22 protein-coding genes and 1 tRNA gene are annotated in these 24,861 nt (G+C 56.3%); 8 read left to right on the top strand and 15 right to left on the bottom strand.

Features of this window, described 5'->3' with window-relative positions; genetic code table 11:
* Nucleotides 1-2: 2 nt before the first annotated feature.
* The 7 genes from GS614_RS06245 to GS614_RS06225 form a co-directional block, all read right to left on the bottom strand.
* Nucleotides 3-1,085 carry an ABC transporter permease gene (locus tag GS614_RS06245; protein WP_152458841.1) on the bottom strand — a complete coding sequence of 361 codons (1,083 nt, stop codon included), beginning with the start codon at nucleotides 1,083-1,085 and terminating at the stop codon, nucleotides 3-5.
* 71 nt (nucleotides 1,086-1,156) lie between these two features.
* A complete protein-coding gene (locus GS614_RS06240; RefSeq protein ID WP_171363827.1) occupies nucleotides 1,157-2,521 on the bottom strand; it encodes a CmpA/NrtA family ABC transporter substrate-binding protein in 1,365 nt (454 codons plus the stop codon).
* Nucleotides 2,522-2,791: 270 nt separating this feature from the next.
* Nucleotides 2,792-3,961 (bottom strand): ABC transporter substrate-binding protein, encoded by a 1,170-nt coding sequence (locus tag GS614_RS06235; RefSeq protein ID WP_171725745.1) that lies wholly within the window; start codon nucleotides 3,959-3,961, stop codon nucleotides 2,792-2,794.
* Nucleotides 3,958-4,542 (bottom strand): ANTAR domain-containing response regulator, encoded by a 585-nt coding sequence (locus tag GS614_RS06230; protein ID WP_171666916.1) that lies wholly within the window; start codon nucleotides 4,540-4,542, stop codon nucleotides 3,958-3,960. Before GS614_RS06230 ends, GS614_RS06235 begins: the two co-directional genes overlap by 4 nt.
* Before the next feature lie 200 nt (nucleotides 4,543-4,742).
* Entirely contained in the window at nucleotides 4,743-4,877 is a 135-nt protein-coding gene (locus GS614_RS22350; RefSeq protein WP_256368875.1) for a hypothetical protein, read from the bottom strand.
* 113 nt (nucleotides 4,878-4,990) lie between these two features.
* Nucleotides 4,991-5,194: a hypothetical protein gene (locus tag GS614_RS22410; protein WP_371809387.1), complete on the bottom strand. Its 204-nt coding sequence runs from the start codon at nucleotides 5,192-5,194 to the stop codon at nucleotides 4,991-4,993.
* 331 nt (nucleotides 5,195-5,525) lie between these two features.
* Nucleotides 5,526-7,760: an AAA family ATPase gene (locus GS614_RS06225; RefSeq protein WP_171725744.1), complete on the bottom strand. Its 2,235-nt coding sequence runs from the start codon at nucleotides 7,758-7,760 to the stop codon at nucleotides 5,526-5,528.
* Between the two features lie 307 nt (nucleotides 7,761-8,067).
* Here GS614_RS06225 and GS614_RS06220 point away from each other — a divergent pair, with 307 nt between their 5' ends.
* Nucleotides 8,068-9,207, top strand: a complete 1,140-nt coding sequence (locus GS614_RS06220) for an AAA family ATPase (protein ID WP_171725743.1) — start codon at nucleotides 8,068-8,070, stop codon at nucleotides 9,205-9,207.
* Here the strand turns inward: GS614_RS06220 and GS614_RS06215 are convergent.
* The gene (locus GS614_RS06215) at nucleotides 9,189-9,458 is read right to left on the bottom strand and encodes a hypothetical protein (RefSeq protein WP_171725742.1); all 270 of its coding nucleotides are present in this window, start codon (nucleotides 9,456-9,458) and stop codon (nucleotides 9,189-9,191) included. The genes GS614_RS06220 and GS614_RS06215 overlap by 19 nt on opposite strands.
* Nucleotides 9,459-9,538: 80 nt before the next feature.
* Here GS614_RS06215 and GS614_RS06210 point away from each other — a divergent pair, with 80 nt between their 5' ends.
* Entirely contained in the window at nucleotides 9,539-10,729 is a 1,191-nt protein-coding gene (locus GS614_RS06210; RefSeq protein ID WP_171725741.1) for a MobA/MobL family protein, read from the top strand.
* A 15-nt stretch (nucleotides 10,730-10,744) separates the two neighbouring features.
* On the opposite strand, the gene GS614_RS22405 is transcribed toward GS614_RS06210, so the two are convergent.
* The 4 genes from GS614_RS22405 to GS614_RS06190 form a co-directional block, all read right to left on the bottom strand.
* Nucleotides 10,745-12,700 carry a tyrosine-type recombinase/integrase gene (locus tag GS614_RS22405; RefSeq protein WP_216601092.1) on the bottom strand — a complete coding sequence of 652 codons (1,956 nt, stop codon included), beginning with the start codon at nucleotides 12,698-12,700 and terminating at the stop codon, nucleotides 10,745-10,747.
* Nucleotides 12,701-12,913: 213 nt separating this feature from the next.
* A tRNA-Gln gene (locus GS614_RS06200) sits at nucleotides 12,914-12,988 on the bottom strand.
* A 90-nt stretch (nucleotides 12,989-13,078) separates the two neighbouring features.
* Nucleotides 13,079-14,068, bottom strand: coding sequence for an NADPH:quinone reductase (locus GS614_RS06195; protein ID WP_171725739.1), 990 nt, complete (start codon nucleotides 14,066-14,068; stop codon nucleotides 13,079-13,081).
* Nucleotides 14,069-14,164: 96 nt separating this feature from the next.
* The gene (locus tag GS614_RS06190) at nucleotides 14,165-14,626 is read right to left on the bottom strand and encodes an SH3 domain-containing protein (protein WP_171725950.1); all 462 of its coding nucleotides are present in this window, start codon (nucleotides 14,624-14,626) and stop codon (nucleotides 14,165-14,167) included.
* Nucleotides 14,627-14,824: 198 nt separating this feature from the next.
* Between GS614_RS06190 and GS614_RS06185 the strand changes: the two genes are divergently transcribed.
* From GS614_RS06185 to GS614_RS06160, 6 genes are all read left to right on the top strand, one after another.
* The gene (locus GS614_RS06185) at nucleotides 14,825-15,811 is read left to right on the top strand and encodes an NAD(P)-dependent oxidoreductase (protein ID WP_171725949.1); all 987 of its coding nucleotides are present in this window, start codon (nucleotides 14,825-14,827) and stop codon (nucleotides 15,809-15,811) included.
* A 20-nt stretch (nucleotides 15,812-15,831) separates the two neighbouring features.
* Nucleotides 15,832-16,221, top strand: a complete 390-nt coding sequence (locus GS614_RS06180; RefSeq protein ID WP_171231164.1) for a GFA family protein — start codon at nucleotides 15,832-15,834, stop codon at nucleotides 16,219-16,221.
* Between the two features lie 110 nt (nucleotides 16,222-16,331).
* A complete protein-coding gene (gene ggt / locus GS614_RS06175) occupies nucleotides 16,332-18,119 on the top strand; it encodes a gamma-glutamyltransferase (RefSeq protein ID WP_171725738.1) in 1,788 nt (595 codons plus the stop codon).
* Nucleotides 18,120-18,212: 93 nt separating this feature from the next.
* Nucleotides 18,213-19,622: an FAD-binding oxidoreductase gene (locus GS614_RS06170; RefSeq protein ID WP_171725737.1), complete on the top strand. Its 1,410-nt coding sequence runs from the start codon at nucleotides 18,213-18,215 to the stop codon at nucleotides 19,620-19,622.
* A gap of 86 nt (nucleotides 19,623-19,708) precedes the next feature.
* Nucleotides 19,709-19,987: a hypothetical protein gene (locus tag GS614_RS06165; protein WP_170343580.1), complete on the top strand. Its 279-nt coding sequence runs from the start codon at nucleotides 19,709-19,711 to the stop codon at nucleotides 19,985-19,987.
* 142 nt (nucleotides 19,988-20,129) lie between these two features.
* A complete protein-coding gene (locus GS614_RS06160) occupies nucleotides 20,130-22,637 on the top strand; it encodes an FAD-dependent oxidoreductase (protein WP_171725736.1) in 2,508 nt (835 codons plus the stop codon).
* A 42-nt stretch (nucleotides 22,638-22,679) separates the two neighbouring features.
* Here GS614_RS06160 and GS614_RS06155 read toward each other — a convergent pair whose 3' ends face one another.
* From GS614_RS06155 to GS614_RS06145, 3 genes are all read right to left on the bottom strand, one after another.
* A complete protein-coding gene (locus GS614_RS06155) occupies nucleotides 22,680-23,015 on the bottom strand; it encodes a carboxymuconolactone decarboxylase family protein (protein ID WP_152458825.1) in 336 nt (111 codons plus the stop codon).
* Nucleotides 23,016-23,087: 72 nt separating this feature from the next.
* Nucleotides 23,088-23,741: a DUF938 domain-containing protein gene (locus tag GS614_RS06150; protein ID WP_171725735.1), complete on the bottom strand. Its 654-nt coding sequence runs from the start codon at nucleotides 23,739-23,741 to the stop codon at nucleotides 23,088-23,090.
* Complete coding sequence (locus GS614_RS06145) at nucleotides 23,738-24,811, bottom strand: FAD-binding oxidoreductase (RefSeq protein ID WP_171725734.1); 1,074 nt, start codon at nucleotides 24,809-24,811, stop codon at nucleotides 23,738-23,740. Before GS614_RS06145 ends, GS614_RS06150 begins: the two co-directional genes overlap by 4 nt.
* Nucleotides 24,812-24,861 lie beyond the last annotated feature (50 nt).

Below are 24,861 nucleotides of genomic sequence, written 5' to 3'. Positions count from 1 at the left end.
GCTCACCGGTTGTTCGTGAATGTGAAGAGGGATTGCAGTGCGTACATCACCCGGTCCAACAGGAAACCGATGATGCCGATGGTGAAGACCGCAACCATGATCTTGGCAAGCGAGCTGGACGAACCGTTCTGGAACTCATCCCAGACAAATTTACCCAAACCGGGGTTCTGCGCCAGCATTTCAGCCGCGATCAAAACCATCCAGCCGACGCCCAGCGACAGGCGCAAACCTGTGAAAATCAGCGGCAACGCCGAAGGCAGCACCAGCTTAGTGACTTTGGTATAGGTGTTCATTTTCAGAACCTTGGAGACGTTCACCAAGTCCTTGTCGATGGTCGCCACACCCAGCGCGGTGTTGATCAGAGTCGGCCAAAGCGAACACAGGGTCACGGTGATGGCCGAGATCAGGAAGGACTTGGCGAACCAACCGTCGTTGGTGACGTAGACGGCCGAGACGATCATGGTCACGATCGGCAGCCATGCCAGAGGCGAGACCGGTTTGAAGATCTGGATCAGCGGGTTCAGCGCCGCATTGGCGGTAGGCGACAGTCCGGCAGCGATCCCAAGGGGAACGGCCACAACGGTCGCGATCAGAAACCCGAAGAACACGGTTTTGATAGAGGTCCAGATTTGCTGGTAGTAAGACGGCGCGCCGGTGTAGGCGACTTGTTTGACCTCGTCCGCGCGGCCCGTATCGATCAGCTTCTGGTTCCGTTTCTCAACCATTGCCTCGAACTTGGCGCGCTTGGCGGCCTTGGCCTGTGCGTCCTCGTTGAGGTTGACCATTTCTGCCCAGACCTGAGCTGGGCCTGGTACGGCGCCCAGGGAAGTTTGCACTTTCGGGGCGAGCGTCCCCCAAAGCAGCAGGAAGGCGCAGATCGACAGCAGGGGGACGACCAGAAGACGCCAGATTTCGGTCATCTGAGCGCGGGGGTTGTCTCCGGCGGCAGCTTTCAGGACCGGGGTGGCCCAGCTTAGGCCAAGAATCTGGAACCATTTGTCGGCGGCGTTGATGCGGGTGAACAGGCGGGTGCGACGCGCCTCTTTGGCGGCGTCTGCGTTGAATTCGGGATCGACCGTTGTCATCTGATGTGTCCTTGCGATGGCGGGGCACTTTGGGGTGTGCGCCCGACTGATACCGGGCGCGACGCATGGGATTAGCCTTGCACGTCCGAGCCGACGATCTTCTGATCGCCCTTCAGACCAATGGACAGGCTTTCGAGATAGGCGTTTGGGGTGCGGCCGTCATAGGTGATGCCGTCGATGATATCCTCGGCCGGGGTGGGCGCTTTGTAACCATCACTGTCCCAGGGGAAGTCGGCCTCATTCGCCAGGCCTTCATTGACCAGAAGGCGCGCGGCTTCCAGATAGATCTCGGGTTTGTAGACAGATTTGGCAACCTCGTCATACCAGCTGTCGGGCTTGGATTCAGGGATCTGACCCCAGCGGCGCATCTGTGTCAGATACCAGATCGCGTCCGAATAGAACGGGTATGTCGCGTTGTAGCGGAAGAACACGTTGAAATCAGGAACTTCGCGCTTGTCGCCTTTTTCGTATTCAAATGTGCCGGTCATCGAGTTGGCGATCACGTCATAATCTGCGCCCACATATTCCGCGCGGCTGAGGATCTCGACCGCCTCGGGGCGGTTGGCGTTGTCGTTCTCATCCAGCCACATCGCGGCGCGGATCAGGGCCTTGGTCACAGCCAGCGTGGTGTTGGGATACTCTTCTGCGAACTCGGCAGTGATGCCAAAGACCTTCTCAGGGTTGTTCTTCCACAGCTCATAGTCCGTGATGACCGGCACGCCGATACCCTTGAACACAGCCTGTTGGTTCCAAGGCTCGCCCACGCAGTAGCCGTATATCGTGCCGGCCTCCAACGTGGCAGGCATCTGCGGCGGTGGCGTTACTGACAGGAACACATCTGCGCCGATCTGGCCGGTTACGTTGTCAGGGCTGTAGTAGCCGGGGTGCAGTCCACCGGCGGCAAGCCAATAGCGCAGTTCGTAATTATGGGTCGAAACGGGGAAGACCATGCCCATGTTAAAGGGCTTGCCTTCGGACTTGTATTTCTCGACGACCGGAGCAAGCGCCTCGGAGCTGATAGGGTGTTGGGGACGACCATCCTCCATCACCGGGATATTCGGCTTCATCTCTTCCCAAATCTCGTTCGAGACGGTGATGCCGTTGCCGTTCAAGTCCATCGAAAATGGTGTGATGATATGCGCCTCGGTGCCGTATCCGATGGTCGCGGCCAAAGGCTGCCCGGCCAGCATGTGCGCGCCATCCAGCTGCCCGTCGATCACGCCATCCAGCAGCACTTTCCAGTTGGCTTGTGCTTCCAGCGTCACGAACAGGCCTTCGTCAAGAAAGTACCCATTCTCATAGGCGACAGCCAGCGGCGCCATGTCAGTCAGTTTGATAAAGCCAAACGTTAGCTCGTCTTTTTCCAGTTCCAGTTCGGCCAGTGCCGGTGACACAAGCGCCGTCGTCGCAGCAAGGCCTAAAAGAAGCTTTTTCATCTCGTTCCCTTTCGGTTCAGCCCAACCCGTTGGGCAAACAAAAAAGCCGCCGACACAGTCCGCCGGGAGGAGGTGGCGGATGGTCGAGCGGCTTTGCTCTTGTGAGGTGCCCTGGACTATGGGCGAATTCCGTCGGTGGGCGTCGTTGCCTTCCGATGTTCCGATTTAGCCAGTCACGCAGCGGCGCGTCATCAATTTTCAGCGTTTTCACCTCGAAAATTCTGCGTCGCAGCAATAACAGATGCTGCACTGCAAAAATTTTGTGCAGACTTACCCCGCTGGCTCGAAAATGCGTCGGTCGAAAAAGACGTTCCGAGACAGAATCAGGCTGCCATTGGTCGAGGCAACCGCCGTCGACTCGGGTAACGCCCCTTCAAGTTTCTCGGACGCGCCGGGTGTTTCCACACCAAGCCCTTGCAATTCGCGACGATAGAGATCACTGCGAAAGACCTTTGCGGATTGTCGTTCCGCAGTTCCGGCGTCCAGCCCGTTTCGTTTCGCCAATTGATGCGCAACCCATTTCGCCTGACTGCGCCATGGGAAGGTGGCAGCGCCGTCAAAAAACTCGACAAACCCATCGACATGGCGCTGCTCGCCGCGGGCCGATATAGTGAATTCGCCCATCAGCGCTCGGTCAATCAGCTCGGGTGAGACGTTGAGATAGGTTTTACGCGATAGCATCTCGGATGCAGTTGTTCGGCTGTCCGTGTTCGAAAGCCAGCGTCCTGCGCGCCAAACGGCCCGCATAAGGCTGCCCAGCAAATGTGGTTCGGTTTCGGCCCAGTCGTTTCTGACCGCCAGCACCTTTTCAGGTGCACAGGACCAGATCGCCTTGCCGGGCAACAGCAGTGTACCGACACTGTCGTCTACAGCGAATGAGCCCCAGGGCTCACCCACACAGAAGGCATCGATCTCGCCACCTGCGAGCGCCTGCGCCATGAGTGGAGGCGGGACGGTTCGGATTTCGACCTGTTTCGAGGCCAGTTCGGTTCCAGCGACCCAATAGCGCAACAATTCAACATGCATCGAAAACGTAAAAGGTACACCGAACACCAAAACGTCGCCGGCGGCCTGTGCCAGTGCAGCCCCAGCTTCAGCAGCATCGGAGAAATCGAAGCCGTAGCCTTGGTCGGTCAACCGCCCAGCCAATTGAGTTCCAACACCTATGACATTGCCATTGAGCGACAGGACAGACACGGCGGATAACGGTGTCGCAATGCCTCCAAGACCCAAAGCCATCGCAACGGGGACGGGTGACAGCAGATGTGCCGCGTCCACGTGCCCAAAGGCCAGCATATCACGCAGAGACGACCAAGATGGAGCCGGTCGCAGGTCCAACGAGATGCCTTCGGCGTGGTCAAACCCCATCTCGCGTGCCACGATCAGTGGAGCGGCATCAACCAAAGGCATATAGGCGACAGGCAGGGTTACCGTTCTCATGACAACAAACCTGATGCTGTGACCAAGGCTTCGGACACCTCGGCAACCCGGCGATTCTGATTCATCGCGGTTTTACGGAGCAGGGCATAGGCTTCATCTTCCGAAACGCCCTTGGCCTTCATTAACAAGCCCTTAGCTCGGTCAATCACTTTGCGCTCTTCCAGCGCACGGCGGGTTTCGGCCAGTTCGGTCCGCATCTGACGTAACACCTGAAACCGGGCAATAGCGGTATCGATCACAGGTTTAATGCGCTCGGCTTGCAAACCGTCGACGACATAGGCCGATACCCCGGCCTCAACTGCGGCTTTGGCCAACCCGCCCGCAGCGCTCGAGACAAACATCGCCACGGGACGTTCCAATGGGCCTGAAGCAACGGTGAGCTCTTCCAGCATATCCCGCGATGGATTGTCGATGTCGATCAGGACAATGTCCGGGCTATGCGTTGCAATTTTACGTGCCAGCCCGGTGACATTGCCGATTACAGAAACGTCTACGTCTCCAGCCTCTTTTAGGGCATCTACGATCGCAAAAGCACGCTCTTGGTTCTGTTCGACTACAACGACAGTCAGATGTTGGTTCATAGAGACTCAACTGAGCCCAAGATTCATTGACCGCAATTCCAAGGCCAAAAACCTGTTCACCAGGCTGCCGGTTCGCCCATTATTTCAGCGTATTTCCGCATTTAGCGGAATGCCTGCACAGTTTTTCTACATGGCATCAAAAAATCTGCAGTGAGCGCTGCAGTGGCGTCTCGCATCGCACCTTGTGTTTTTCACTTGCTCTAACGGTCGTAGGATTTTTCAACAACTCTGATCTGTCCGATCGCATCAAGACGGGGCATGCCTTGCCCCATCAGAAGTTCAAACTGCCGCAACTTCGAATCTACCTGTTCTGGCTTCGGTCGCTTGTTTGCCATTCGTGGTTCTCCGTTTCCTAAACATAACGGTGGACCAGTTCAGTTGGGGAGGCTCAAAGCTGCCCATCCTGCTTTGTTCTGCCAGGACCCCTACCAGTTCCGCTGGGAGATCTTCAGTCAGCAGGGCTCAGGTCTTGAGAGGCGTGGGCGTACACGATTTCTTTCTCCATTCGCTCATAGATCGTGAGAAGCTTGGCGGCTCGTTTCACGGCGTCGAGCGGGAGGTCGGTACGCAGGGAAAGGTACAGAGATGAGTTTGATTGTAAGTTTGATAGCGCCCTGGGCAGGCGTTTGCGGAAATGGAATGCCCGACCCATTCGCATGAGGTAAGGGCCGGCGCAGTGTTTTGGCTTCTGATGGGACGAGCCGGAGCGCTTGCGCGCATAGTGCGCAACGGATTGTGTTACACCCTCTGTCACAGTTTCGGGCGACTGAGACACATTGTCTAAGATGAGCTTGGAAAAGCTCTTATTTTCTCGACTTTTCATGGAAATTGGCTGGGGTGGTAGGATTCTACACTTGGTTTCAGTTGTTTAGCAAATCCACAGGAAGTGGGCTCGTTTGTCAAGTTGGCAAAATAGGTTTGAAACACGGGGGAGTTTGGTCCGGAAAGATGGAACTCAGCCCCGTGCCTCGCCGTAATCGGGTTCACCTTGTGGCTGCCATAGCTCCATAGTGAATCGGGTCATGATTTCGAACAGCATCCAACAGTAGTGTAACGACTGCTTGCGCCTCACTCATGTCCGGCAGACGCATCCCTCCTGCGCGATTTAGAGTGTGGGAGTAAAAATGCATGAATTTCCGGGCCCGCTCGCAGTTGACTGGGTCAGTGATGATTTGGTCCAACTTGCTATCGACATTGACGTGCTCAAACAGCTTAAAGGCTAAATACCCCTCAATGAAACGCCGCGCCATGTTTCCCAGATTGAATATCACTTGAGGGTCGCTTGACGGGGCGTCTTGGTAGGCCGACAACTGGTGAAACAAAAATAAGTATTCAGATCGGTAGAGTTTGATAGCATCCGGGCATTCGATTATGTGCGAGCAGATCAGCCCGTTCGCATCAGTGCGTTCGATCAGGAAGGCTGAGCTATGCTCTCTCTTCATCTTGCTCATCCAATCCCACGTGAGATGGAAAAATTCGTAGTTATGCGTAGACACAAAGAGCTGTTTAGCTAAGCAAGTATGCTTAGGGTTTGCCGTTGGATCAAACTTGTAAAATGTATCTCGAATGAACGCATTGATGTGAAGGAGATGGTGTGAGTCGAGGCTGGAAATTGGGTCGTCGATGTAAACCACGGTATTAGCAAGCTCATTTCCGTTCTCTTGGAGCTTTGTGACGAAATAGCAAAATGCGATGGCTGTGCGTTCACCCTCACTAAGATTTCGCGCTTGCTGGGACCCTCTCATCAGAACATACTTATCGTCTTGAGTGACTTTGACTTGCAGGTCAGCCTTTCCGAAAAAGCGCACCAATGTATCATTGATCGCTACCGCGCCCTTGTTTGCCTGTGACAGTTGGGCCTGGAGAGACAAAATCTCGGCTTCGAGAGCGGTCAGACTGTTTGATGCCGACTGCTGAACAGCCTTATGCTCTTGGATTTCAGCCAATAGCTTGAAGCGATCAATTCTCCGCATTGCTTCAGAAGCATAGTGCCTTTTCAACGTCTCAATCGCAGCATCTCGCTCTTTTGAGAATTGCTCGGTGCGGTCGTTGTTTTTGAGAATTAGAGATCGGGCTTTTTCCAATGCCAGCTTGACTGGTTCCAGGTTTGGGGCTTCGACGTCAAATTGAATTTTCTCGAATGGGTTGCTTTTTTTTTGGTTGAGGGCCTCGATAAGTTTTTGAAGCGAGTTGTTGAGATGTGCGGTAGTTTGATCAAGTTCTTTCCATATCCCAGAATGCTCGTCCTGATAATCGACGTAAAACGCCGATTGGGGATAGTCGACGGGTGAAATATCCACGATACGCTTTTCTATCTCAGAAACGGCGATTGTTACTTTGGATTTCAAACGCCCGAACTCGTCAGAAAAATGTTCATTCAGGGCTTTCAGACGTTCTGGAGAAAGTGGAGCCTCACAAAACTCACAGTGATCTTTATCCTTATGAAGGCTGTGCCCTTCCTCGACCCACACACCGATTTCTGGGTGGTCAACCAGCCGGGAGATGGTTTCTGAAGAGCCAATTTCTTCGGTCAGGTGACCAACTGCCCGTTTCCAAATTTCATCAATGGCTTCGAGGTTTAGCGACAGATTCTTGATCGGCTGTTTTTGCTCCGCTGAGACCTTGGCGCGCGCAGTTTTTAGAGTTTCGACGTCCAACTCAGGTGGAAGAACACCATTCCATTCAGCAAAAATCGGCCTCAGACTCGTTTTTATGAAGCGACCAACCGGTAGCTCTTTGGAGATTTGCGTGGCGCAGTCTGTCTCTGCCTTAGATATAACCGCTTCGCGCTTTTTGACCTCCTGTCCAGCCTCGTCTCTTTCGATCACCAATGCAGCGTGTTTCGATTCTTTTTCATTTAGGTCATTGGTTAGGTCTATGTTTTCACTACCCAACAGGAAGATCGGATTGAACCCATCGGCTTCATCCCAAAGCAAGTTGTCTTTCCGAAAATCCTCATTAAAAACCCGGACGATGCAGGGATGCGCAAAACGTTGATCATGGATTGTACCATCCATTTCTTCGAGACTGAAGCTGGCGTTGGTGTAATCGGGATGATGTTGGCCGTTTTCCAGGCATCGAAACATACGTGAAAGAGTTGTCTTTCCGGAGTAATTCCACCCGTAAATCAAGTTAAATGGCGCGAACTCAGGAAGTGCTGCGCCAGAGAAGTTGTGAAACACACCAAGGTTTTGGATTTTGGAAATTTTCTTAAACATTTTTCATCAGCGCCAATCAAGAATAACAACTCAAACGTGGTTGCGAACGTGAACCTACCCATGCTTGGGTTGATAGCAAGTCACACACTTTGCAATTTTAAGGTGAGAGACCTTTCGCCGCGCTGAGCACGTAACCCGATGCCAAGACGGATGGACGGACAGACCAGCGCCCCCTAAAGGGGGGCTTGGCTGGTCTGTCCGTCCATTTGAAAAAAGTTCAGCGGTTTGTTTCTCAAATTTCCGAACAAAACAATCTCCAGTTCACCTGAGCGGCATGGGGTCGCTCGGATGAACTTTGGAGACTTTCATGGCACCAACAAATACGCAATCTCCGGCCGCAATCGGCTTCGCGGATGGCAGCGCGTCAAACGCTGCAGCGCACAAGCCTGCGCTGGACAAGAATTACATCGTCAAGCATTGGCTGCAGCCAGGGCATGTCGGCATGCTCGCTGCGCCGCCAGCACATGGCAAGACCGCAATTGTCGCCGCACTGTGCGCGAACCTGGCACTCGGCCACTCCTTTGCAGGTCGCAATGTTTGTCGGACCGCGATCTACTACTTGGCTCCGGAAATCCCAATTGGGGTCAAAGATCGTGCGTACCCCTTTTTGATTGGCGCACCAACAGCAACTACGCACTTCTACGTTGTCGATAGGACACCTGACTTTCTTAATGATCAGCATGTCGACGGTATCATTGAGGATGTCTCCAACATGAAAGCTAAGGCGAAGACCGCCAGCGCCTTGGTCGTCGTGGACACTACTAATCTCTCTATCGGGGACGCAGACGAGAATTCGTCCTCAGCTATGGGGAGAGTCATTAGAAACGCACATCGTATCGCACGCGAGGCCGGATGCTATGTTTTGTTCATTCACCACACTGCTCATTCGGATAGTTCGCGGGGCCGGGGATCGTCTGCCTTCGGTGCCAATGCCGACGATATATTTCTTTTGCAGCGACCTAATCAGGGCAACGCGCAGAAGACGGTTCTGCTAACACCGACCAAGCAAAAGGGCGTTCAATTACAGTCAGCAATTTCTTTTGAGATCGATGCGTTCAAAGTCGGGCAAGATATTGAGGGCGACGATGTTACCGTTCCAAAGGCGGTTCCGCTTGCTGATCAAGCAAGCGCTTCACCAACACCCGCAAACTCAAACCGCGCTCCCCGCACCAAGTCAACCGGAGAAGCACGCCAAGAAGATATGTTGCGTGTGTTGACAGAGCTGCACAATGAAAAACCTGATGCTTGGCATGAGGTAAAGCTACTGCAGCGCCTTGCCGGAGATCCCTTCAATTCGTCACGAGCCAAAGCAGATTCGCTGCGCGTGGCTGTTAACCGGGCCTTGGGATCGCTCGTCGAAGCAGGGAAAGTTGAAGCAGACACGCGCCGATTTCGACTTCGTTCAAAGGTGGTGGACAACGACCAAGGTCAACGCCAGATTGACTGATCTTTGGTGTTCCGAGAGCGCAGGCGTTCTTCGCCTGCGTTGTCGCCTGGCACCGAGTCCATGCTTGATTCTGTGCGGGCGACGAGGTGCGCAACTTCCTGCTCGAAATAGTCCAAGGTCGCGGTGATTGCTTCGCGTCTTTGGGACGGTGGCAGGCGTTCAATCCTCACGTCCACCAGGCGATGGTTCCTGCAATGTCCGGAAAGGTGAATGATTAGACGGTCAAGCGATTTGTAGAAATTTTCTGTCATGTGGTTTGGGTCCTATGTCCAGTTGAAGGCGCACAACGGACAAAATCTAAAGATTTTGTCCCCCAATCCAAAACTAAGGCATGGCATTATTTTCGTTTCGGCACAGCACAAAGACATTTTCTTTGAAGGTAGAGAGGCACAACCGCAAAGCCCAACTTGGGCAGACCGCGGCTCATCTGCGCTACATCACCAGGACCGAAGCAGCCCGGGTCGTGATGCAGGAAAGGTTGTCATCTCCTTCACTCAATGCCGCAGCAAAAGACGCGGAGGAAGCGGCTATGAAACGCAAAGGCAGGGTCGCAGAACGCTTTATCATCGCCCTTCCTATAGAAGCCACATCCGAGCAGAGAGAGGCCTTAGTGCGAGCATTCTGCGAAGAGATGACAAAGCAAAAAGCCGGGTTTGTGGCCGCCATTCATGACGTCAATGGAAATGATCAAAGCAATCCACATGCCCACATCGTTCTCTTCGACACATATGAACGCAGTGGCGGGCGGGGGAGACCTCGAAGCGTTATCGGCATGGCTCGCAAACACGCTGTAGAGAATGCTGCCCGAGATTGGTCGAAGCTACACAACCAAATGATGACGGATTGGGGGTTTGACCAAAACTCACAAATCGACCACCGCTCTTTTGAAGCGCGGGGCATCGAGCGCATTCCCACAATCCACGAGGGATCGGCGAGTAGAGCAGTTAGAGCAAAAGGCGGCTCCCTCGAATCTAAGAACGATTGGGAGCACGTCGACGCTGGGAAGACCCGCGTAGAAGCAAATGCCCTAATCCGTGAAATCAATCAAACCAACGAGCAATTGGAGACAATCAATGGACTGGCAAAGTGCTATGGAAAACACAGAGATGGCAGCAAAAGCAGCGTCACTCAAAGCCGACCGGACAGTTGGAGCGGTAGCGCAGCTGCTACAGACACAGCGCCAGCATTCTTCCAGCATAAGGGAGCTGAAGCTGGCGATAGAAAGCCAAAGCGTGCATTCGGAGGCCCTGAGGGGCGAAATGGAGAATTTCTTGGCGCCACCCAAGAACACCCAGGGTTCTTGCCCCTGGGCCTTCCTGGGCGTCTTCCTCGGCGGCGTCGCGTGCGGAGGCTTTTTGTTGAGTTGATGATGTTGCGTGACACACTTCGCGCCCGTCTGTCATTGCGTCGAAAGCAGGGTATGGATGAAACTCGACGTCGCGACGATGAAGCTAAGCGTTTCCATCAGTTTCCAGTCAAAAAACAAAGGGTAAGACGGTCGACCTCTGGCATAGAAAGGTGAAGGGTCTGGTTCACTTCAATCGCTGGGCGACGTTCCAAATGCCATGAACTGCTCAAACGCTTCTGCTTGCACAGAGTTGCCAGGAGGGATCAGGGCAAATTCCGAAGTCAAGTCATGAACCGCTTGGGCTGCGCGTTCTCTGGAAACACGATCAGGTTTCTTCCACCCGGGCAGCTTTAGAGCATCAGAAGTCGAGACACAGGCAGCGGCCAGCTGTTTCTTGTCACCCTCTCGTGTCACCCGAACCGCGCCCACGGCGCCTTTGGCATCGAGGATCACCTCAACGTTTGCAGGTGCACCAGAAATTAGTCCGCAATCTCCAATGACTGGGAAGCCATGGACTCGGGAATTGAAGATTTTGAGCTTGAAATCAGCGAGGTCGAGCATCTCTTTCAATTTCCCCATGTCCGCTGACGTATAAGATTGACCAATCGTAGTCTTTGACGTGTGCCCAATGATTATCTGGCGGTCAGATTCGGCCACTCCAGCGCGCCAAAGTGCGGAGGAGAGAGACATGCGAAGTGCATAGAAATCTTCACTGTGGTCCAATAGCTCAAGGTTCTTTCGAATGGTCCAGAAACGCTTGGTAAAGGTCTGATCCGAGTGGACAGGATTCCGTTTGAAAATCTCTGGAAACAGCAAGTTGTCTGCATCGAAGCCCTTCTGTTTGATCCACTCTACCAGGCCCAACTCCAAAAGGACTTGGGGGATAGGAACCACCCGGCGGCTGGATTTCGTCTTTCCGTCTTGTTCAACGGTCCAGGCGAAGCGCAAACAGAATACACCATCGTCATGCCAAATCAGATCACCTGCTTTGAGCTGGAGGACTTCCGTGAGCCGCGTGCCCATGGTCATGATGATCAAAGGAACCCAATAGATTGCGTCGCGAATGATCTTCTTTCCGGAACGGGTGCGCCGATGCTGACTAAAGCACCCTCTATAGATCGGTGAGGTCAGCAGTTTCTTGAGGCGGATCCCGCTCCACCGGGAGCGCGTTTTGGGGCGCGTCATTCGAAGGAATAGCGGTTCCTGCATTCTTAACTCTTGACTGAAGGTCGCCATCTCTTGTGCGAGTGCAGAGTAAGTGAGCACCCTGGTATCGCCAGAGTAGCCAAGGCTGGTGGCCGCAGCACGGAGGATGTCATGGATTCTGTCGAGGTGGCGTTCCAAGTTTGTTTGCGTCATTCGTATTGAAAGTAGCTCAGGAAGCATAGCCAGTTGTTGTCGCTCGCTGGCACCTGGCATCGCTCGAACTTTTTCATAGCACTCTGCATCATGGGCATCCGCAGCAGCGATCAACTCGCGCTTTGGTGGGGACGCCCCTTCTTTTTTGTGGCGGTTCTTGCCGTGTTTTTGGCCATGATCTCGCGGCAGGCGATGAAGAAAACGACAGAACTCGACGATACGTCTTGCAGCTTGATCAAGAGAGACATTTCCGAAGAACTCCAGCAGTAGCCCGCCCGTTGCATCCAGCTTGCCGCACATTCCGTCTGTCTTTCCTTGCTTTGCAATCTCGACGGCGTTGCTGATTGATACGAATGGCGGAATCCGCCCGTCTTTCGGAACAATCTGAAACCGCTCGAAGAGCCCGGTTGCGACTGTCAGCGGATCCTCAAAGTCTTCCAGGACAGTAAGCTCTGCTTTCCACGTCGCCTTAAGGGTTGTCGCAAATTGCCTTGCTGCCCCGGCATCCATAGGATGCACAGCCTGCTCTCCAATCTTTGCTGCGACTTCCCTTGCGATCCGAACAGGACGCGATAAGTCTCTGCCTCGCACCTCAATTTGAAGGTGCTCGAGCTCGGCGCGCAGGTGCGAGATTTGTGCTTCAGCATCGAAGGCTGGATCAGAGAAGTTGCTGAGTAACAATTCGAATTGGCTTCGAACAATCTCGCGTGAAATGGCGTGGAGGCTTTCCGGCGTTGCAGGCGTTGTAGGCTCGATGAAAATTTTCTTGTCTCCTTCCTCGGGCACTGGAGCTGGGATCCCCAATGCAGGTGTGGGAGGGACGTGAGTCTTGCATCGCTCGGACAGAAACGAGTTTGAGAGCCGGTTTGATTGTTTTTTTGTTTGCCCAAAGGGGCTCTGGTTCACATTAGCTGTATGGCTATCACGCGACAGCCGGGCAATCGTGCCAGCATCGATTTTAAATCGATCTACTGATTTTATTGAACTTTTCATGGAAAGTGGCTGGGGTGGTAGGATTCGAACCTACGATACACGGTACCAAAAACCGCTGCCTTACCACTTGGCTACACCCCAACGGTGAGCGGCTGTCTACGATTGTTGTTGGCAGGGATCAAGAGCGTTTTGTCAAAAAAATTCACGTTGAACAGATTTTTTTCAGGGCGGTCATTTGGTGTCGATCAACACGGCTCCGGTCCGGTTTCCATCCTGCACCATTGCATGCGCAGACGCGCATTCCTCAAGTGCAAAGACCTTTTGAACAGGGCAGGTCAAAGCGCCATCCGTCAAGGCCTTGTGAAGGGTCTTCACGGCATTGGTACGAAGATCCGGAGGAAGAAGATAAACCAAAATGGTCTCAAGCGTCATGGCTTTGAACATCATCGGTCCGAACGGAAACACGGGGGTCATGTCTTGGGCAGAGCCATAGGCGTTGATGCGACCGTTCTCGGCAATGACCGTGGCGTTTGTTTGAATATTCCGGCCGAATTCGACGTCGATGATTCGGCCGATTGTCTTTCCTTCATTTGCATCGAGAATTTCGGTGGAAAGATCCTCGCTGGCGTAATCAATCACGATATCTGCGCCGGCTTCCCGGACCCGGTCAAAGTTGCGAGGGCTGGCCGTCGCGATCACGCGCGCGCCTGCCCATTTGGCAAGCTGAACGGCCAGAAAGCCGACGGTGCCAGCGCCACCGTGTATCAAGATCGTTTGCCCATCGGGACGGCCGCCTGAAAACACCGCGTGGCAGGCGGTAAGACCGGGAATGCCCAGAATCGCGCCGGTCTGCAACGACACTGCATCCGGCAGAGCCACAGCCTGGGCATCGGGAAGGGTGATGTGGCTGGCGGCGGTGCCGAAAGGGCGTTGCCATTGCCCGTTCCAGATCCACACGCGTTGACCGATCCGAGATGCGGAAACTCCGTCGCCAACGGCCGAGATCACACCGGAGCCGTCACTGTGCGGGATGATCAGGGGGAATGGGGGTTCTGTCACGCCCGGTCTGGTCCCGGCGCGGGCTTTGACGTCGGAAGGGTTCACTCCGGAAAAGGACAGCTCTACCGTGACCTCGCCCGGACCCGGCGGGACCGGAGGGAGGTCCTGTATCCGCAGGACATCGGCGGGGTTTCCGAAGGTGGAATATGTAACTGCGCGCATGATCGCCTCCGTTTTGGTCGAGTTTCACAGCATAACGGCGGGAAACTCAAACACCTTGTCGCGTGTCCGCAACGCGGGGGCAGGTCGGCCCAGTGGTTATTCGCGAATCTCGGACGGGTCGACCCCCCATAGGTTCGACTTCAAGGTCCAACCCCGATACCCGGCGGCGGTGATCCGGCACCAGTCCAGCGAACAGGTTCCCAGTCGGGCCACGACCCCGGATTCGAAATGCGCATTCACGGGTGCGGTCGGATCGGGTCGGGCATAGACAGGCAGCATTTCGGATTCAATCAGTACTGTCCGAACACCCGACAACAGGGCGTAGTGAACCCAGCCTCCAGCGCCGTCGCGGTCCTGAACCCGTCGCCAGTTGCCGTATTCGGCAGTGACTTGAAGCGGCATTCCGCGCCGTTTGAACACCCAGTCGATTCGATGTGTCAAAGAAGGTCCGCGTCGCACGTTACCTTCTGCTGCTTTCATCGAGACATAACGGGGCAGGGGGAGGTTGGTGACGGATCCTCGTTTCACGTCGGCATGAGCAGCCCATGCGCCGAACATGATCAGAAATACGGATAGTGCCGCCAGACAGCGGCGATTTACCGGTCGAATACCACTCACTGACTGCCTGCTCTTATGCCTGTTGATCCGGTTCCGAAAAAAGGTTGACTCAATGCCAAAGGGGTTCTTGTGCCCCGCCTTATCCTGCGCCACGATGCCATGGCGCGCGTCCGTTTGCAAAGCAGTGGGAGGGCCGAGGTGCCAAGAGAACGTTTGAGTGTTGTCGTTACGCGACGGTTGCCCGAAGCGGTCGAAACACGTTTGAGCGAGTTGTTTGATGTGCGCTTGCGCGACGATGACACTCCGATGACGCGCGAGGAACTGGTGGCCGCAGTGCAGGACGCTGATGTCCTGGTGCCTACGGTAACCGATGCGATTGATGGCGGTCTGCTGGGTCAGGCGGGCGAAAGGCTTAAGCTCATCGCCAATTACGGTGCCGGTGTCGACAATATTGACGTGTCCACCGCGCGCCAGCGTGGGATTCTGGTGTCGAACACGCCTGGGGTTCTGACCGATGACACCGCCGACATGACCATGGCCCTAATTCTTGCCGTCACCCGACGCATTCCCGAAGGTCTGACCGTGATGCAGCAGGGAGATTGGTCCGGCTGGGCGCCCACCGCTTTTCTGGGAGGCCGTATCGGAGGTCGTCGTCTGGGCATTCTGGGTATGGGCCGGATCGGGCAGGCGGTGGCGCGCCGTGCGAACGCGTTTGGAATGCAGGTCCATTATCACAACCGCCGAAGGCTGCGCCCCGAGACCGAGCAAGAGCTGGAGGCAACCTATTGGGAAAGCCTGGATCAGATGGTCGCGCGGATGGATGTGATCTCGGTCAATTGCCCCTCAACGCCGTCGACCTTCCATCTGATGAACGCACGTCGTCTGAAACTGATGAAACCCTCGGCAGTGATCGTCAACACGTCACGCGGTGAAGTCGTGGACGAAAACGCCCTGACCCGGATGATCCGCGCAGGTGAAATTGCGGGGGCGGGGCTGGATGTCTACGAACAGGGTACTGACGTAAACCCGCGCCTGCGGCAGCTGCCCAATGTGGTTCTGTTGCCTCATATGGGATCGGCCACGCTCGAGGGCCGGGTGGAGATGGGCGAGAAGGTCATCATCAACATCAAGACCTTCGAAGACGGGCACCGCCCGCCGGATCAGGTTGTACCGGCAATGCTCTAGCGCTCTGGAAAGGAGCAGGAATGGACGTCTATGAAGGAGGATGCCGTTGTGGAAATCTGCGCATCAGGGCTTCGGGTCGTCCACTGCGGGTCGGAATCTGTCACTGTCTGGACTGCCGCAAGCATCATGGCGCAGTGTTCTATGCGGCGGCCGTTTTCCCGGAAGACAGAATAGAGGTTTCCGGCGAAGCGCGTGGTTATGCTGACAGGTTCTTTTGCCCCGTCTGCGGCTCTCCGGTCTTTGCGCGCAGCGGAACCGAAGTGGAGGTGCATCTTGGATGCCTTGATGTGCCAGATCAGTTGACGCCAACATATGAAAGCTGGGTCACCCGGCGTGAAGCGTGGTTGCCCGAGTTCCGCGGTATGACCCACTATGATCAGGATCGATTGGTAGGCGACGCAAAGCCTTAACGCGTGCTGCGGACGTCGGCCATGTGTTGATGGCGTGCAGCTTGGACTTGTTCAGAGCGTGTTCGGCGCGCAATTTTGATAGTCAGGGATGTATTGGAGGATTTGATCAGATGAGACGTGTTTCAGTTCTACTGTTTTCTGCATTTTGTTTTGCAGCTCCGGGGTTCGCTCAGGAAGCGGCCGATGCCGTTGCACCCGAAACGGCGACGGAAGGGCAGGTACAGGCCATGACCGACGAGGTCATCGCGGCGCTCGAGGCCAAACTGGATGGCGTTCCGGTCACGTCCCAGAACTGGATGGTTGCCGCGGCCAACCCGCTGGCGGTGGAGGCCGGCGCCAGAGTATTGCGCGCAGGAGGGTCTGCCGCAGACGCCATGGTGGCGGTGCAGGTCGTGCTGGGCCTGGTCGAACCGCAATCCTCGGGCTTGGGCGGCGGTGCGTTTCTGGTCTGGTACGATGCAGCGACCGGTCAGATGACAACTCTGGACGGGCGAGAAACGGCGCCGCTGGCGGCCACACCGACCCTGTTTCAGGACGAAAACGGTGAGCCGCTGAAATTCTTCGATGCGGTTGTCGGTGGGCTGTCCGTGGGGACGCCGGGCACACCTGCCTTGCTGGAAGAGGCGCATCGCCGCTGGGGGCGTTCCTCGTGGCCCGGATTGTTTGCCGATGGAATCCGGTTGGCGGATGAAGGGTTCCTGGTGTCCCCGCGTCTGGCCAGCCTTGTTGAAAACGATGCCGAGCGCCTGTCGCGCTTCCCGGAAACCGCTGAATATTTCCTGCCGGGGGGCGCGCCGCTGCAACAGGGGCAGCGCCTGATGAACCCAGCTTATGCCGAAACTCTGCGTGTGTTGGCCAGTGACGGGGCGGCTGGATTCTACGGCGGTGAGATTGCGGCAGACATCGTGCGCACGGTTCGCAATGCTCCGGGCAATCCCGGTGTTCTGTCCGGTGCGGATCTTGCGCTGTATCAGGTGATCGAGCGCGAACCGGTTTGCGCGGAATACCGCGCCTATGAAGTCTGCGGCATGGGCCCGCCATCGTCGGGTGCGCTGACCGTGGGGCAAATTCTGGGGATGCTGAACAGCTATGATCTGGCGGCCATGGGCTCGGAAAGCGCCGAGGCCTGGCGGCTAATCGGAGACGCTTCGCGCCTCGCCTTTGCGGACCGGGGCCGCTACATGGCCGACAGCGATTTCGTACCCATGCCGACCAAGGGGCTGGTTGATCCGGCCTACCTGTCGCAACGTGCTGAATTGCTGGATACCGATGGCGCGCTGGCAGAGGTCGGACCGGGGCAACCAGAATTCGATCACGCGCTGAACTGGGCGGATGACGTGTCGCTGGAATTGCCCTCGACCTCGCATATCTCGATCGTCGACGGCTATGGCAACGTGCTGTCGATGACCACGACCATCGAGAACGGCTTTGGTTCACGCCTGATGACAAACGGGTTCCTTCTGAACAACGAACTGACGGATTTTTCGTTCAAGACCCACATTAACGGCGTGCCGATCGCCAACCGGCTGGAGCCCGGAAAACGCCCGCGTTCCTCCATGAGCCCAACCATCGTGATGCAGGATGGCACACCGGTTTTGGCCATTGGTTCTCCGGGTGGCAGTCGGATCATCGGCTATGTAGCCAAGTCGATCATCGCCTGGGCCGACTGGGGCATGGATGTGCAACAAGCCGTGTCGCTGCCGCATCTCGTCAATCGTTTCGGGACGTATGATGTCGAAGCCGGGACCTCTGCCGAAGGCTTTTCCGACGGGCTGACCCAGTTTGGGTTCGAGGTAAACCCGCGTGACCTGACATCTGGCCTTCACGCCATCGAAATCGGCGAAGGGCTGAGCGGTGGCGCTGACCCCCGTCGCGAAGGTATTGCGCTGGGCGAATAGACCCTCGGTATTTGTGGGGATTGCCCGCACTTGGTGGGCCATTTAGTCATAGACTGAAAGGCCCGCGATGTGCTGCGGCAAGGGAGGATGACGATGGTGCAGGCGACCGCTTTGCCTCGGAATGAAACAGGTATCGCAACCGTCACAGGCGTTCTGAAACAACGCTTTGGCGACAGGCTGCAAACGGGTGCCGCAATCCGGGAACAGCACGGGCACACCACGACCTGGATCGAAAACCAGAGCCCGGATGCTGTGGTTTTCCCGCATACATCGCAGGAGGTTTCGGAAATCGTCAAAACCTGTGCCGCGCACAGGGTGCCGGTGATCCCATTCGGCACTGGAACGTCGCTGGAAGGGCATGTGAATGCGCCAGCGGGGGGGATCTCGGTCGATCTGATGCAGATGGACAAGGTGCTGGCTGTCCACGCCGAAGATCTGGATTGCGTCGTGCAGCCCGGCGTCACGCGAGAGGCGCTGAACACCCATTTGCGGGATCAGGGGTTGTTCTTTCCGATTGACCCGGGGGCGAATGCCTCGCTGGGCGGTATGGCCGCGACCCGCGCGTCGGGCACCAATGCGGTGCGATACGGAACGATGCGGGACAACGTTCTCAGCCTCGAGGCGGTCATGCCGGACGGCCAGATCATCCGTACCGGTCACAGGGCCAAGAAATCATCGGCCGGGTATGATCTGGCACGCCTTCTGATTGGGGCAGAAGGCACCTTGGGGATCATCACCGAGCTGACTCTGCGGTTGCAGGGTATCCCCGAAGCGATCAGCTCGGCCAGGTGTTCTTTTCCATCGGTCGATGCAGCGTGTCGGGCTGTGATGATGACCATTCAGTATGGCATTCCGGTCGCCCGAATAGAGTTGCTGGATGAAATGTCGGTTCAGGCGGCAAACGCCTATTCCGGGCTACGCCTGCCGGAAACGCCATTGTTGCTGCTTGAATTCCATGGCTCTGAAAGCGGTGCAGCAGAACAGGCTGAAACCTTTGGTCAGATCGCCGAGGAGTTCGGCGGCACGGATTTTGCTGCGACCTCGACCACCGAAGAACGGAACAAGCTTTGGCAGGCGCGCCATGATATGTATTGGGCGTGCCTGCAACTGCGCCCCGGCGCGCGCGGTATTTCAACGGATGTCTGCGTGCCGATCTCGCGTCTGGCGGAATGTGTGACCAGCACCCAACAGAAGGCATCCGATCTTGGTTTGCTCGCGCCAATGGTCGGGCATGTGGGGGATGGGAACTTCCACTCGCTTCTATTGATCGACATGGAAAATACCGAAGAAGTTGCCAAAGCCGAAGAGTTTGTCGGCTGGTTGAATGATCTGGCAATTTCAATGGAAGGCACCTGTACAGGTGAACACGGAATCGGTCAGGGCAAAATGCCTTACCTCATCAAGGAACTGGGTGCTGCCACGCAGTATATGGCGGCGATCAAGGCCGCTCTGGACCCCGAAAATATCATGAATCCCGGCAAGGTTTTGGCGGGCCAATCCTAGCGGTTTTCGCGTTCTGGCCCGCATTGCGCCTTCAAATCGTCCACATGTTCTGGTTTCACATCCTCGATTGAGAACAGGTGGTCGACATGAGTGCAAAATATCTGGCAGGGTTTGCAGCAGTCTGTGGAGTTGTCGTTGCTGGGCTGGATTATTATCAGCAGGCCAAGGCATCCGAGACCGGGCTGGGCCTCAAAGGTTATGTTGCCTCGGTATCCGCGCGTGTCGGGATTTCGGACAGTCGGCTTGATGCGAAGGCTCAACCTGTACAGCCAGAGGAACCTGCGGCGAAGACACCGGCAGAGGAGACTAAGAAACTCGTCTGCACCACGATCGGGACAAGCAAGCGCTGTCGCTCCAGCGGTTGAGCTCACGGGTTTCATGATCGATCTGCGGCCCGCATTCGATGATCGGGTCGTTTTTTTCATATCACTGGTCGGATGAATGTCGCGCGATCCCCCTCAAGTGCGCCATATGGTGTCAACTGATTTCAAGGGGAGACGCCCGGTTATGAAAACCCAAGTCAAAGCACTGGTCGTTGGCGGCGGCGCCGTTGGGACCTCGATTGCCTATCATCTGGCCAAAGCAGGCTGGGACGATGTGATGTTGATCGAACGGGACGAGCTGACGTCCGGGTCCACCTGGCACGCGGCTGGTCTGCTGCCATTGTTCAACATGTCCTATGCGACAACGCACATCCACAAGTACTCGGTCGACTTCTACAAGGCGCTGGAAGAAGAAACCGGGCTGAACGCGGGCTTTGCCGTCGTCGGCAACCTGCGCATGGCACAGACGCAGGAGCGCATGGACGAGTACATGCTCTACGCCTCCACCGCCGAAACCTGCGATGTTGCCTATGAGTGGCTGACCCCCGAGCAGATCAAGGAACGCTGGCCGCTGATCGAGACATCGGATCTGAAGGGCGCGATCTACCACACCGAAGACGGGTATATTAACCCGGCAGATGTGACGCAGGCGATGGCCAAGGGGGCCCGTCAGCGTGGCGTCGAGATCGTGCGCAAGATGCAGGCGGATGCCTTCCACTGGAACGGCACCCATTGGGAAGTCACCTGCACCAAGATGGTGGAAAAAGGCGGCAACCTTGTCGAAAGCGACGAAAAGGTTGTGATCACTGCCGAACATGTTGTCACTGCATCGGGCAACCACGCACAGCGCACCGCCAAGATGCTGGGCATCAAGATGCCGGCGATCCCGGTCGAACACACTTTCATCGTCATGGACAAGGACCCAGAGTTGGTCAAATGGCGCGAAGCAGGCAACCCGGAACACCCCGTCGTGCGCGACGCCGACAACGAATCCTACGCCCGTGAAGAACGCGGCGGCTGGATTCTGGGTATCTATGAACATGGCGCCCCCGCGCGGTTTGAACACGGTGTGCCGGACAGCTTCCGCGCGGATCTGTTCCCGCTGGATCTGGATCGGATCGCGGATCAGTACATGGCTATGGCCGAGCGCGTGCCGTCCTGTGCCGAGTCCGGCCTGAAAGACGATTTCAACGGCCCGATCTGTTATACGCCTGACGGCAATCCGCTGGTCGGCCCTGCGCCGGGCCTGCGCAACATGTGGCTGGCCGAAGGTTTCAGCTTTGGCATCACCGCGGCAGGCGGCACCGGCTACTATCTGGCGCAGATGATGGTCGATGGCGAAGCCGAGATCGATATGGCCTCGCTGGACCCCAAACGCTATTCCAGCAACTGGATGACCACCGAGTTCGCGGCCCGCAAAAACGAAGAGTGCTATGAACACGTCTATATCCTGCACCACCCGGATGAAGAGCGTGAAGCTTGCCGTCCGTTGCGTACTGTTCCGGCATACGACCGTCAGAAGGCGCGTGGTGCACAGTTTGGTTGGGTCAACGGTTGGGAGCGTCCAAACTATTTCGGCCCGCTGGATGCGCCTGACAACTTCGACAAAGAAAGCCGCAGCTTCCGCCGCGGTGGTTGGTGGCAGTATGCCGTCGAAGAAGCCAAAGCGATCCGAGAAGGCGTTGGCCTGATCGATGCGTCGGCCTTCACCAAGCATGTCGTAAAAGGCCCCGGTGCGACCCAGTTCCTGGATTGGTTCACCTGCAACAAGCTGCCCAAGGTTGGTCGTATCAACCTGACCTATGCGCTGACCTCGCACGGCACCACCCGCACCGAATACACCATCGTCCGCAATGGCGAGAACAACTATTACCTCGTCTCTGCCGGAGCCTGGACCGAGTACGACGCCGACTATCTGCGCAAGGCGGCCGAGGACAAGATGGAGGAGTTCGGATATATCGAAATCCAGGACGTGACCACGCAATGGGGCGTCTTCGCCATCGCCGGACCCAAGTCGCGTGACGTTCTGAAAGAGGTCATCAAGGACGCCGATCCGGAAACCGCCCTGTCGAACAAGCGCTTCCCGTGGCTGTCGGCGCGTCAGATCGAACTGGGCATGTGCCCTGTCAACGCGATCCGCGTGGCCTATACCGGTGAGCTGGGCTGGGAACTGCACCACCCGATCGAGATGCAGAACTACCTGTTCGACCTGCTTGAAGAAGCCGGTGAGAAGCACGGTATGAAGCTGGTCGGCGCGCGCGCCCAGAACTGGCTGCGTCAGGAGAAATCCTATCGCGCTTTCGGCACCGAACTGGGTCGCGACGCGACCCCGCTGGAGGCCGATCTGCCGCGCTTTGTCGATTTGTCGAAAGACTTTTACGGCAAGGCCAAGCTGGAAGAGACCGGCGTGCGCGTGAAATGCTGTACCCTGTTGATCGACGGGCCGGAGGATGCCGACCCATGGGGCCGCGAGGCACTGTACACACCGGAAGGTGAACGTGTGGGTCGATTGACCTCGGGCGGGTATTCCGTAGTGTTCGAGAAATCCATCGGCATGGGCTATGTGAAGCCCGAGCTGGCTGTCGAAGGCACAAAGCTGAAGGTCAAGATGCAGGACAAGCTGTGGGATGCCGTCGTGACCTGCGACAGCCCCTACGACCCGAAAAACGAAACCATCCGCAAGGACGGTTGATCGAAGAAAGGCCCCGGAAACCTTCGGGGCCTTTTCTTTTTGTCATCCAGACAGTTCGTCGAAACATTCCAGCGCCTTGGCCGCGTACATCATGGCTGGGCCGCCGCCCATCTGGATCGCCATGGCCAACACGTCGGACACTTCTTCCCGTGTCGCACCGGCCTTGATCAAAGCTTCGGTGTGCAGGGTGATGCAGGGTTCGCATCGCAGGGTGACTGACATGCCCAACGCAATGAATTCCTTGGTCTTGTAGTCGAGCGTCCCGCCCTCTTTGACGGCTTTGCCAAGCGCTCCGAATGCGCGTGTCGTATCGGGAATGGATCCGTTCAGGTTTCGCAAACTCTTACGTGTTGCCGAGAGTTTTTCTTGCCATGCCATTGCTGAGTACCCTTCTTCATATCTAGCAATTGGAATATGAAGTGGGTTGCGGCTGTTTGACTTTGATCTCGATCAGACGTCAGGGCGTTCGGCAATGAACGCAAGGTTGTTGGCAGGCATTTCGACCGGTGCCAGCGCGAGCAGGCCGACGTTTTCGAACAAATTCAGAATGTCCACGTCGTTTTTGTAGCCGATTTCGGGGTCTTGCTGGATCAAAGCCTTATGAAAGCGGACATCCCCGTCACTGATGAGTTGGCCCGAACGTTTGAACGGGCCGTACAAGATGAACCGCCCCTTTGGTGACAGGGATTGTGCGATTTCCGAAATGATGGTTTTGGTTTCCTGCCAACTGATCAAGTGAATCAAGTTTATCAGAACGATCAGATCCTGGCCGTAAAACCGCCTGTGCCAGCCTGATGTCGCTGCATCCAGTTCTGCGACCGGCGCGACATTGGGCAGGTCGCGGGTATAGGCATCGATACTCACGCGCCGCTCAGGGTCAACTTCCGAAGGCTGCCAGGTCAGCCCGGGAAGCACTTCGGCAAAGGCCCTGACATGCTGACCAGTCCCGCTTGCGATTTCCAATGCCTGGCCCTGGGACGGCCCCCATTCTTGCAACACTGCACACAGGGCGTCGGTGTTCCGGGATGCTGCCGGGGCCACCAGCTTGCCATCTACAGACGCATTGGCGACGCTTGCAGAAGTGGGGAGGCTGCGTTTGATCATCGTTCCAGCCTGTCAGGGGTCAACATGCCTACTATGTCAGGTTCCAGTTCGGGTGTGTTTCCGACAACAAGGTCGCACAACAGTTGCGAGGCCGCCGGTGAGGTTTGAAAACCATACCCGCCCTGACCGCCACACCAGACAAACGAAGGATCCAGCGGGTCGCGCCCAATCACCAAGGTCCCGTCCGGGGCAAAACTGCGCAAGCCCGCCCAATTTGTTTCAACCCTTGTGACAGGTTCGGTCATCAACTCCTCATACCGTGCCAGACCCTCTGCCAGCACCATATCATCGGCATAAGCATCCTGTGGCGGAACCGGATCGGCTTCGGATGGTGAGACCAGCAGCTTGCCCGCATCCGGTTTGGCGTACCATGTTTCGCCGGCGCCCAGCATCATCGGCCAGACAGAAACGTCATGCCCTCCAGGGGCGGGAAGACGCGCCATTGACCGACGGCGAGGTGTGATACCGATACCGGGCAGCCCTGCAAGCTGTGCAACCTCATCCACCCAGGCCCCGGCTGCGTTGATCAGAGTGCGGGCTTCAATGATCTCACCGGCCTCAACCACCCAGTGTTTTTCTTTTCGAATGCCGGTGACTTTGCTTTTCGTCGAAACCGTTCCCCCGTTTTGCCTGACGGTCCGGGCGAAATCCTGCAACAGGCGATCCGTATCGATGTCAAAGGCCGCTTCGCTGATGGCTGCAAACCCGACCTTGTCCGGATTCAGGATCGGAACGCGCGATATCGCCTGATCCATCGGTATTTTCACCATGTTCAGATCGGCGCAATCAGCTTCGAACATGTCGGGCTGGTCAATTGCTCCGACCAGCATCAATCCGCGCGGGGTCAGGTAACCGCCATTCTGCGTATGAAGAAAGGCAGCCCCCGCTTTGTTCAGTGCGACGACCGAAGGCGGTCCATAGCTTTCTTCGAACAAGGCCGCTGACCGGCCCGACGCGTGATAGCCCAGGGCGTCTTCCGCTTCCAGAACCATCACGGTTCCGTGCTGCGACAGGCGCGCACCGGCGCTCAGCCCGGCGATGCCGCCTCCGATTATCAGGAAATCAATCATGAATTGCGATCCATCCTGAGCAGAGACGCTACAGGTTCCTTGAGTTTCAT

This window comes from Ruegeria sp. HKCCD6604 (assembly GCF_013110635.1).
Taxonomy (GTDB): domain Bacteria; phylum Pseudomonadota; class Alphaproteobacteria; order Rhodobacterales; family Rhodobacteraceae; genus Ruegeria.
Note: the sequence above shows the minus strand (reverse complement) of the source record. Positions and strands in the feature narration are given on the sequence as shown.

Excerpts from the sequence above, each read along its gene's own strand:
- GS614_RS06245 (WP_152458841.1), bottom strand. The coding sequence starts at position 1,085 with ATGACAACGGTCGATCCCGAATTCAACGCAGACGCCGCCAAAGAGGCG.
- GS614_RS06240 (WP_171363827.1), bottom strand. The coding sequence starts at position 2,521 with ATGAAAAAGCTTCTTTTAGGCCTTGCTGCGACGACGGCGCTTGTGTCA.
- GS614_RS06235 (WP_171725745.1), bottom strand. The coding sequence starts at position 3,961 with ATGAGAACGGTAACCCTGCCTGTCGCCTATATGCCTTTGGTTGATGCC.
- GS614_RS06230 (WP_171666916.1), bottom strand. The coding sequence starts at position 4,542 with ATGAACCAACATCTGACTGTCGTTGTAGTCGAACAGAACCAAGAGCGT.
- GS614_RS22350 (WP_256368875.1), bottom strand. The coding sequence starts at position 4,877 with ATGGCAAACAAGCGACCGAAGCCAGAACAGGTAGATTCGAAGTTGCGG.
- GS614_RS22410 (WP_371809387.1), bottom strand. The coding sequence starts at position 5,194 with ATGGGTCGGGCATTCCATTTCCGCAAACGCCTGCCCAGGGCGCTATCA.
- GS614_RS06225 (WP_171725744.1), bottom strand. The coding sequence starts at position 7,760 with ATGTTTAAGAAAATTTCCAAAATCCAAAACCTTGGTGTGTTTCACAAC.
- GS614_RS06220 (WP_171725743.1), top strand. The coding sequence starts at position 8,068 with ATGGCACCAACAAATACGCAATCTCCGGCCGCAATCGGCTTCGCGGAT.
- GS614_RS06215 (WP_171725742.1), bottom strand. The coding sequence starts at position 9,458 with ATGACAGAAAATTTCTACAAATCGCTTGACCGTCTAATCATTCACCTT.
- GS614_RS06210 (WP_171725741.1), top strand. The coding sequence starts at position 9,539 with ATGGCATTATTTTCGTTTCGGCACAGCACAAAGACATTTTCTTTGAAG.
- GS614_RS06195 (WP_171725739.1), bottom strand. The coding sequence starts at position 14,068 with ATGCGCGCAGTTACATATTCCACCTTCGGAAACCCCGCCGATGTCCTG.
- GS614_RS06190 (WP_171725950.1), bottom strand. The coding sequence starts at position 14,626 with ATGTTCGGCGCATGGGCTGCTCATGCCGACGTGAAACGAGGATCCGTC.
- GS614_RS06180 (WP_171231164.1), top strand. The coding sequence starts at position 15,832 with ATGGACGTCTATGAAGGAGGATGCCGTTGTGGAAATCTGCGCATCAGG.
- ggt (WP_171725738.1), top strand. The coding sequence starts at position 16,332 with ATGAGACGTGTTTCAGTTCTACTGTTTTCTGCATTTTGTTTTGCAGCT.
- GS614_RS06170 (WP_171725737.1), top strand. The coding sequence starts at position 18,213 with ATGGTGCAGGCGACCGCTTTGCCTCGGAATGAAACAGGTATCGCAACC.
- GS614_RS06165 (WP_170343580.1), top strand. The coding sequence starts at position 19,709 with ATGAGTGCAAAATATCTGGCAGGGTTTGCAGCAGTCTGTGGAGTTGTC.
- GS614_RS06160 (WP_171725736.1), top strand. The coding sequence starts at position 20,130 with ATGAAAACCCAAGTCAAAGCACTGGTCGTTGGCGGCGGCGCCGTTGGG.
- GS614_RS06155 (WP_152458825.1), bottom strand. The coding sequence starts at position 23,015 with ATGGCATGGCAAGAAAAACTCTCGGCAACACGTAAGAGTTTGCGAAAC.
- GS614_RS06150 (WP_171725735.1), bottom strand. The coding sequence starts at position 23,741 with ATGATCAAACGCAGCCTCCCCACTTCTGCAAGCGTCGCCAATGCGTCT.
- GS614_RS06145 (WP_171725734.1), bottom strand. The coding sequence starts at position 24,811 with ATGATTGATTTCCTGATAATCGGAGGCGGCATCGCCGGGCTGAGCGCC.